The organism is Rhodoferax sp. (assembly GCF_023701345.1).
Classification (GTDB): domain Bacteria; phylum Pseudomonadota; class Gammaproteobacteria; order Burkholderiales; family Burkholderiaceae_C; genus Rhodoferax.
Window position 1 is genome coordinate 1 of sequence record NZ_JAMPXE010000157.1, and the last position, 6,749, is coordinate 6,749.

Annotated in this window: 5 protein-coding genes and 2 pseudogenes; 4 read left to right on the forward strand and 3 right to left on the reverse strand. The window is 61.5% G+C overall.

All coding sequences use genetic code 11. The features are described 5' to 3' along the window. Positions 1–128, reverse strand: a pseudogene (locus NDI87_RS15690) (heat-inducible transcriptional repressor HrcA); the annotation flags it as partial. A gap of 28 nt (positions 129–156) precedes the next feature. On the opposite strand from NDI87_RS15690, the gene NDI87_RS15695 reads away from it, so the two are divergent. From NDI87_RS15695 to rapZ, 3 genes are read left to right on the forward strand one after another with little or no spacing between them, the layout of a single operon-like run. Further along, positions 157–1,059, forward strand: a complete 903-nt coding sequence (locus tag NDI87_RS15695) for an NAD kinase (RefSeq protein ID WP_296276401.1) — start codon at positions 157–159, stop codon at positions 1,057–1,059. Further along, on the forward strand, positions 1,056–2,708 hold the full coding sequence (gene recN, locus NDI87_RS15700) for a DNA repair protein RecN (RefSeq protein ID WP_296276403.1): 1,653 nt from the start codon (positions 1,056–1,058) through the stop codon (positions 2,706–2,708). The genes NDI87_RS15695 and recN overlap by 4 nt, the downstream gene beginning before the upstream one ends. Positions 2,709–2,714: 6 nt before the next feature. Continuing rightward, positions 2,715–3,614, forward strand: coding sequence for an RNase adapter RapZ (gene rapZ / locus NDI87_RS15705; RefSeq protein WP_296276405.1), 900 nt, complete (start codon positions 2,715–2,717; stop codon positions 3,612–3,614). Here the strand turns inward: rapZ and mutY are convergent. Together mutY and mutM are read right to left on the reverse strand one after the other, a co-directional pair. Then, on the reverse strand, positions 3,611–4,645 hold the full coding sequence (mutY, locus tag NDI87_RS15710) for an A/G-specific adenine glycosylase (protein ID WP_296276407.1): 1,035 nt from the start codon (positions 4,643–4,645) through the stop codon (positions 3,611–3,613). The genes rapZ and mutY overlap by 4 nt on opposite strands. A gap of 24 nt (positions 4,646–4,669) precedes the next feature. After that, a complete protein-coding gene (gene mutM / locus NDI87_RS15715; RefSeq protein ID WP_296276409.1) occupies positions 4,670–5,485 on the reverse strand; it encodes a bifunctional DNA-formamidopyrimidine glycosylase/DNA-(apurinic or apyrimidinic site) lyase in 816 nt (271 codons plus the stop codon). Between the two features lie 146 nt (positions 5,486–5,631). Here mutM and NDI87_RS15720 point away from each other — a divergent pair. After that, positions 5,632–6,749 (forward strand): annotated as a pseudogene (locus tag NDI87_RS15720) (hypothetical protein); the annotation flags it as partial.

The window sequence follows — 6,749 nt, forward strand, 5'->3', positions numbered from 1 at the left end:
CGAATGGTCGCCGGTGACAAATCCAGGCCCGAGGCGCGCGACAAGGTGCGCGAACCCACGGGTTGACCGTCGGCAATGTAGCGTTCTACCAGCGCTTTGAGTAATAACTTGGCACGATCGTCGAGCATGATTTCATTTTAGTGATGTAATTTGCAAATGAAGTCCAAATTCCAGCATGTTGCCCTGGTCGGCAAATACCAGACCACTCCTGCGGGTGCCAGCGGCGCCAAGTCGCGCGCCGCCCTTGTGGCCGTGGCCCATTTTCTGGATGACCTGGGCTGCGATGTCGCCATGGAGCAGGATACCGCGCTCAACATGGGCATCTCTGACTACCCGGCTTTGAGTGTGGCACAGATTGGCAGGCAATGTGATCTGGGTCTGGTAGTGGGGGGCGATGGCACCATGCTCGGGATTGGCCGGCAGATGGCGCCTTACGGCGTGCCATTGATCGGCATCAACCAGGGTCGACTTGGCTTTATTACCGATGTGCCCTACGGCAGCTTTGCCACCAGCCTGGCGCAAATGCTGAGCGGGGCCTATGTGGAAGACCACCGCAGCCTGATGAGTGCCCAGGTGATGCGCGACGGTCATTGCGTTTACCAGGCCATGGCCATGAACGACGTGGTGGTGAATCGCGGTGCCACCGCGGGCATGGTGGAGTTGCGGGTCGAGGTGGACGGTCACTTCGTGGCCAATCAGCGCGCCGACGGTTTGATCATTGCCACGCCCACCGGCTCGACCGCTTACGCCCTGTCAGCGGGCGGCCCGCTGATCCACCCGTCCGTTCCGGGTTGGGTGATGGTGCCAATTGCGCCGCACACCTTGTCCAATCGGCCCATCGTGCTGGCCAACACGTCAAAAATCGCAATAGAGATCGTCTCTGGCCGGGATGCCAGCGCCAGCTTTGACACGCAATCACTTGCGGCCCTGCTGCATGGTGACCGCATTGAGGTCACGCGCTCGGAGCACCATGTGCGCTTTTTGCACCCGCAGGGCTGGTCCTACTTTGACACGCTGCGTGAAAAACTGCATTGGAACGAAGGAGTGGCTGCAACGTGAGCCTGAAACGCATGGTGCTGCGAGACTTTGTCATCGTCAGCGAACTTGAGCTTGAATTCGGCACCCGATTCACCGTCTTGACGGGTGAAACCGGTGCCGGCAAATCCATTTTGATCGATGCCCTGCAACTGGTGACCGGGGGCCGCGCCGATGCCACCCTGATCCGCGAAGGAGCCGGCCGCTGTGAGGTGAGCGCTGAATTTGACAGCCTACCCAGTGTGGCGCAATGGCTGGAAGAAGCCGGTTTCGAGGCCGACGCCACGCTGTTGCTGCGCCGCACGCTCGATGCGCAGGGCAAAAACCGGGCCTGGATCAACGGCAGCCCGGCCACCGCCACACAACTGCGCAGCCTGGGCGAACAATTGCTCGACATCCACGGCCAGCACGCCTGGCAAAGCCTGACGCGCCCGGAGGCGGTGCGCAGCCTGCTTGATGCCTATGCGCAGATATCCAGTGCAGGCACAGCAGAAAAATGGCACCTTTGGCGCGCCGCACAAAACCAACTGGCGCAGGCCCTGCAGTCACAGGATTCGCTGCTGCGTGAGCGCGAACGTCTGAGCTGGCAAATTGGCGAGCTCGACAAGCTGGCGCCCATGCCAGACGAGTGGCCCGAGCTCAACACCGAGCACACCCGGCTGTCCCACGCACAGGCCTTGCTCGATGCCGCCCAGGCTGCCGCGCTGACCCTTGACGAAGACGAAGGTAACGCACTGGGGCGCCTGAGCCGGGCCTGCCAGTTGCTGCAGCAGCAGGAACACCTGGAACCCTTTTTCAAAAACCTGACCGAGGTGCTGAGCTCAAGCCTGGCGCAAGTGCAGGACACGGCGCACGCATTGCGCAGTTATTTGCGCAAAACCGAACTGGACCCCCAGCGACTCGCCGCGCTGGATGAGCGCATGGGCCTGTGGCTGTCGCTGGCACGCCGTTACAAGCGCAGCCCGCACGAATTGCCGGAGTTGTTGGCGAGTTGGCAGCAAACCCTGGCTCAGCTCGACGCCAGCGCCGACGTGCAGGCGCTGGAAAAAGCCGTGGCATCGGCCTGGCAAGGCTATGCGCAAGAGGCCGGCCTGCTGACCCGGGCGCGCAAAAAAAGCGCGCCAGCACTGGCCCGTGCCATCACCCAGGCCATGCAGGGACTGGGTATGCAGGGCGGGCAATTTGAAGTCTGTTTGCAGACCGCCGAGCAGCCGCTGCAAAGCGGGCTCGAGGAGGTGACATTTTTGGTCGCAGGCCACGCGGGCAGCACGCCGCGCGCCGTCAACAAGGTGGCCTCCGGGGGCGAGCTGTCACGCATTGCGCTGGCCATCGCGGTCACCACCAGCCAGCTGGGAACCGCCCAAACGCTGATTTTTGACGAGGTGGATGCCGGCGTGGGCGGGGCGGTGGCCGAAACAGTGGGACTACTCATGAAACAGCTGGGCCAGGACCGCCAGGTGCTGGCAGTCACGCATCTGCCGCAGGTAGCCGCCTGCGCCGACCACCATTTGGTGGTACGCAAACAGCTTCAGGGCGACGTCACCCTGAGCTCGGTCACCCGCGTGGACACTGACGCGCGAGTGGCCGAGCTGGCCCGCATGCTGGGCGGAGAGCGCCTGTTGAGCAGCACGCTGGCCCATGCCCGGGAAATGCTGCAGACGCAGGGGAGCTGAAGCAACATGCCATTACCCTACAAAAAAATGCATCTGGTGTTGATCACGGGCATGTCGGGCTCAGGCAAATCGGTGGCTCTCAATGCGCTGGAAGACCTGGGTTTTTACTGTGTTGACAATTTGCCCCCTGAACTCCTGATGCCGCTGATCAAGCTGGAACGGGCCAATGAAGCCGGCCAATTGGCCATTGCCATGGACGTGCGCAGCGCAGCGTCGCTGCCGCTGGTTCCCAGTCAACTGGCGCAACTCAAGACCCAGGGCCTGCAGGTCGACTGCCTGTTTCTGGATGCCAGCACCGACACGCTGATGCGCCGTTTCTCGGAAACGAGACGGCGCCATCCCCTGTCCAAAACAGACACCCAGCAGCACAAAAACGACCAGCACCGGGCACTCGCCGAAGCCATTGAGCTTGAACGTGAACTGCTCAGCGAATTGCGTGCCGATGCCCATGTGATCGACTCCAGCATCATCCGCCCCACTCAGCTGCAAAGTTACGTCAAATCCTTCATCGATGCCCCCGGCGAGCAGCTGACCCTGGTGTTTGAGTCGTTTGCCTTCAAACGCGGCGTTCCCAACGATGCCGACTTTGTCTTTGATGTGCGCATGCTGCCCAATCCGCACTATGAACCGGGCCTGCGTGATCTCACCGGATGCGACCGCCCGGTGATCGATTTTTTGCAGCAACAGGCCGATGTGCAAACCATGCTGGAGCAGATCCACGATTTCCTGGCTCACTGGCTGGAGGCCATGGTGCACAACCACCGCAGTTATGTGACGGTCGCCATTGGCTGCACCGGCGGCCAGCACCGCTCGGTCTACCTGGTGGAGCAGTTGAATGCCTTGTTCGCGCCACGCTGGAGCACCCTCAAGCGGCACCGCGAAATGGCTGCGCACCAGACATCCTAAGACGTTTTCAGCATTTTCTTGATGGGTGCGGGCAAGCCCAGTTGCGCCATCTGTGCAACATCCACCCATTGCCCGTCCAGCGGCAGCGCCTGGCGTCCCGCCAGCCTGAGCAGCACCGGGTGCAGGTACAGATCCTTGTGCGTCAGCACATGCTTGAACGACGGCGCATCCCGCAGCGAATGCACCCTCTGCTGATCCACCACGGCCTGCAGGGTTTGCCGGTCCTCGAACAAGGGCAGGCAATACAAACCGGCCCAAACGCCGGGGGTGGGCCGCTGGCTCAGCCAGACCGCGCCATCGTCCGTCATCGCCCATAACAACCAGATCGACTGGGCACTGCGTTTGAGTTTGCGGGTTTTCAGCGGAAATTTTTCAGGGGTTCCCAAAGCCTGAGCAACACAACGTTCAGAAAGAGGGCAAACCGGGCAAGCCGGATTTTTGCTGGAACACAACGTAGCCCCGAGGTCCATCATGCCCTGGGTGTAGCGTGCCATGTTGCGCAACAAATGGTCTTTCGGCAGTAACCCGGTCGCCAGGTCCCACAAGCGGCGCTCGTTCGCGGCCAGTGCCAGATCATCGGCAAACCCCAGGTAGCGGGTCAGCACCCTTTTGACATTGCCATCCAGAATGGCCACCCGCTCGCCAAAACACAGGGCGGCAATGGCGGCGGCGGTGGAGCGCCCAATGCCCGGCAGGGTTTGCAATTGCTGGGCCGAGCGCGGAAACACACCGCCATGCAAGGCCACCACGTCCTGCGCGCAACGGTGCAGATTGCGAGCGCGGCTGTAGTAGCCCAACCCGGCCCACAAATGCAGCACCTCATCAAGTGGCGCCCAGGCCAGCGCCTGCACGTCAGCAAAGCGTGCCACAAAGCGGGCAAAGTAGGCTTGTACTGTGACCACTTGCGTTTGTTGCAGCATGATTTCCGAGAGCCAGACACGGTACGGATCACGCGTGTTTTGCCAGGGCAAATCGTGGCGGCCCGATTGCGCCTGCCAATGCACCACTTGCGATGCCAAAAAACCGTCCATCAGAAATTCCTCACAAAAATCATCTCAGGGCTTTTGACAGGTGGCACAGTAAAAAGTGGAGCGCTGGCCCTGCTTGATCAGGCGCACCGGGCTGGCGCACACATGGCAGGGCAGGCCGGCGCGCCCATAGACCATGGTCTGAAGCTGGAAATAGCCCGCCTGGCCACTGGCGCTGGAGAAATCGCGCAGCGTGCTGCCACCCAACTCAACGGCTTGCCCCAGCACTTTCACGATGGCGGCATGCAGCCGCGCGACCCTGGTCCGGCTCAGCCGTGCGGCGGCCACGGTGGGGCGAATCCCCGCCAGAAACAGCGCCTCGGACGCATAAATATTGCCGACCCCCACCACCGCTTCACCGGCCAGCAGCACCGATTTGATGGCGGATTGGTGGCGTTTGAGCCGGGCCTGAAACCCGGTCACATCAAAAGCATCCGACAAGGGTTCCGGCCCCAGGCGCCCCAGCAGCTTGTGCGCCACCGGATCAGCCAGACTGTCAACGTAAACCACGGCACCAAAACGGCGTGGATCATGCAAACGCAATGTGCCTTGCGTGGTGACCAGATCAAAGTGGTCATGCGCACCCGCCGCCGGCAGCACCGGGGCAAAGCGCAGACTGCCCGACATGCCCAGATGCACCAGCAAAACGCCCTGGTCAAACTGAAGCAACAAATACTTGCCGCGCCTGCCCACCGAGCGCACACGCCGGCCCGGCAAGCGATCCGGGTCGCAGCCCAGCGGCCAGCGCAGGGGTTTGCCAAGCCGCACCGCCTGCACGGTGGCGTTTTCTATGGCATGGGCAAAACTGCGCCGGGTCACTTCTACTTCGGGTAATTCAGGCATGGCCTTCTTCTTATCTGACGGACATGAATTATTATGACCACATGCGTCATTCCTATCGCCTCCTCTTTTCCCTGCTGACCGCCTGCTGGGTCAACGTTCATGCGCAGACACCCGTCCCGACCGAAACTCCAGCCCAAAGTTCGGCCATGGACAGTGCGCTCTTCTACCAACTTTTGCTCGGCGAACTCAACGTCCAGGCGCAAGAACCCGCTGTGGCTTTTTCCTTGCTGCTGGATGCGGCGCGCAAAACCGGTGACGAAGCCCTTTTCAGGCGGTCGGTACAAATCGCCTTGCTTGCGCGCTCGGGGGAATCGGCATTGCAGGCTGCCAAAGCCTGGCAACAAAACGTTCCGGCCTCGCAGGAGGCAGTCCGTTATGTGCTGCAGATTTTATTGAGCCTGAACCGCCTGGCTGACACCCAGGAGCCGCTCAAACGCATGCTGGCGCTGACACCCAGGCAGGAACGTGCTGCCACCATCTGGGCCATCCCGTCGCTGTATGAACGCGCCAGCGACAAAAAACTCGCCGTGACGGTCGTTCAAAAAGCCCTGGCGCCCCTGCTGAATGAGCCGGCCCTTGGCGCCACAGTTTGGGCGACGCTGGGGCGCTTGTGGCTCAGTGCGGGCAATCCGGTGGCGGCCCTTGATGCGGCCAAAAAGGGCCAGAATTTTCGTGAGCACCAGGATCATCCGGCCTGGTTGGCCCTGAGCCTGATGCGCGTCGATGTGCCCAAGGCCGAAGATCTGGTGAAAAACCATTTGGCGAATCAGCCCAGCACAGAATTTCGCATGGCTTATGTACAAACGCTGCTGCTGGCCAAACGCCATACGGAAGCCATTGCCGCACTGCAACACATCAGTAAGCTGCATCCCGCCTATGCCCCGGCCTCGCTGCTGCAAGGTGCGGTGCACATGGAAATGCGCCAATGGGACAGCGCGCAAACCAATTTTTTGCACTACCTGGAACTGATGCAGGCCGAAACAGCGGGACAAGCCACGGCACCGGCTCCCCGTGGCCTGTCGCAAGCCTACCTGTCGCTGGCGCAAATTGCGTTGCAACGCCAGGACCTGTCACAAGCCCAGGACTGGTTGCAACGCGTGGACAATCCGGACGACCTGTTGCCCGCCCAACTCCGGCGCGCCAGTCTGCTGGCCCAGCAAGGCCAGCTGGAGGATGCACTGACGCTGATCCACAGCCTGCCCGCGCGCTCGGCCACAGAGTTGCAGCTCAAGCGCAGCACCGAAGTGCAAATTTTGCGCAATCA